The sequence below is a fragment of the Streptomyces sp. NPDC057438 genome (genome assembly GCF_042802995.1).
Classification (GTDB): Bacteria; Actinomycetota; Actinomycetes; order Streptomycetales; family Streptomycetaceae; genus Streptomyces.
In genome coordinates, this window is sequence record NZ_JBHVDD010000207.1 from 1 (window position 1) to 1276 (window position 1276).

Here is a 1276-nt window from a genome sequence, read left to right on the forward strand (position 1 = left end):
TCCGCGTCCTGTGGATCGGCGCTCCCCGGTGGCTGTACACCCCGTGTTACATCGCGCTGGGCTGGGTGGCCGTCTTCAATCTGCCCGACTTCGCGCGCACCGGCGGCGCCGCGGTCGTCGTCCTCGTCGTCGCCGGCGGTCTGCTCTACACCGCGGGCGCCGTCGTCTACGGACTCAAGCGCCCCGACCCCTCACCGGCCTGGTTCGGCTTCCACGAGGTCTTCCACGCCCTGACCATCGCCGCCTTCACCGCGCACTACACAGCCATCCTCCTCGCAGCCACCTGACAGTGTTTGCGGGTAGAAGTCGTGCCCGGTGGTGCAATGTGAGCTGTTCGGGTACCGGGCTCGGTACTGGTCTTCCGCGTCTTTCTGGGAGAAGTCCCTGAGCGTCATCGAGCAATGGAGGAGTCGCTGTGACCGTAGGAAGGCCGAACGGCGGGCGGGCCGCTGGTCTTCCCAGGGGCGAAAGTGGCCGGGGCAGGGCGATGACGTTGGCGGGGACGTTGGAGGCGGCGGAGGCCGCGGCGCCCGTGGAGTCGCTCGACGTGGTCGCGCGCATGCTCCAGGAGCGCCTCGGGGCGGTGTCGGTGTCGTTCCTGATCACCGACTTCACCGGCAGTTCGGTCGTGCGGCTGGGGGCGGCGGGCAGCGTTGATACCGATGAACCCGCCCGGCGCATCATGCTGCGGGGCACCCTGTACGACGATGTGATCTGTACCCAGCGGCCGGGCGTGGAGGACAAGGGCGAGGGCGCGCTGGTGCGGATCGTCGCTCCGGTGACCAACCGCGGGGACGCCATCGGACTCCTCGAACTGTTCCTGCCCGCTGCGCCGGACGCGGAGGCGATGAGGGAGATCGGCGAGACCGCGCACGCGCTGGCGTACCTCGTCATCGCGAACCGGTCCTTCACCGACGTGTACCAGTGGGGCCGCCGGACCAAGCCGCTGAGTCTGGCCGCGGAGATCCAGCACCGGCTGCTCCCGGCGTCGCTGGCGTGCGAGGCGGCGCAGTTCGCGGTGGCCGGGGCGCTGGAGCCGGCCGACCACGTCGGGGGTGACACCTTCGACTACGCGATCGGCAGGGACACGGTCCAGCTCTCCGTCACCGATGCCATGGGGCACGATGTCGAAGCCGCGCTGCTGGCCACCCTTGCGGTGGGCGCCCTGCGCCGGGCACGGCGGGCCGGTGCCGATCTCGCCGAGCAGGCCGGCCAGGCGGACCAGGCGATGCGCGAACACGGCCACAAGGGCTACGTCACCGGCCAGCTCCTGCGT

At 70.5% G+C, this 1276-nt stretch carries 2 protein-coding genes; both read left to right on the forward strand.

The window, feature by feature from the left end:
- Nucleotides 1-287, forward strand: a 287-nt coding sequence (locus tag ACFU5F_RS42405) for a hemolysin III family protein (protein WP_383899035.1), incomplete at its 5' end; no start/stop codon positions are given.
- 200 nt (nucleotides 288-487) lie between these two features.
- The coding region (locus ACFU5F_RS42410; protein WP_383899037.1) for a SpoIIE family protein phosphatase at nucleotides 488-1276 on the forward strand (789 nt) is incomplete at its 3' end.